The sequence below is a fragment of the Halomonas sp. PBN3 genome, from assembly GCF_000475415.1.
Lineage (GTDB): Bacteria > Pseudomonadota > Gammaproteobacteria > Pseudomonadales > Halomonadaceae > Halomonas > Halomonas shengliensis.
In genome coordinates, this window is sequence record NZ_AXCA01000214.1 from 1 (window position 1) to 306 (window position 306).

General features: G+C 67.6%; 1 pseudogene. It reads left to right on the forward strand.

Going from position 1 to position 306, the window contains the following annotated elements:
* A pseudogene (locus Q673_RS0118835) lies at window positions 1-306 on the forward strand (MFS transporter); the annotation flags it as partial.

The following is a 306-nucleotide window of genomic DNA, read 5'->3' on the forward strand; positions in this document are numbered from 1 at the left end:
GTACCACACCTCGGTGATGTTTGCCCCCAACGTGGTGGGCACCGCCAATGCCACCAGCGCCGGCTGGGGCAACCTGGGCGGTGGCACCACCCAGATCCTGATGCCGCTGATCTTCTCCGGGATCCTGATGCTCGGCGTCAACGAGGCCCTGGGCTGGCGCCTGGCCATGGTGGTCCCCGGCGTGGTGCTGTTCCTCACCGGTATCGCCTACTACTTCTTCACTCAGGATGCCCCCGACGGCAACTTCGATGAACTGCGCGCCCGGGGCGAGCTGCCGTCGGCCAGCGGCGAGCACGGCATGGGCCA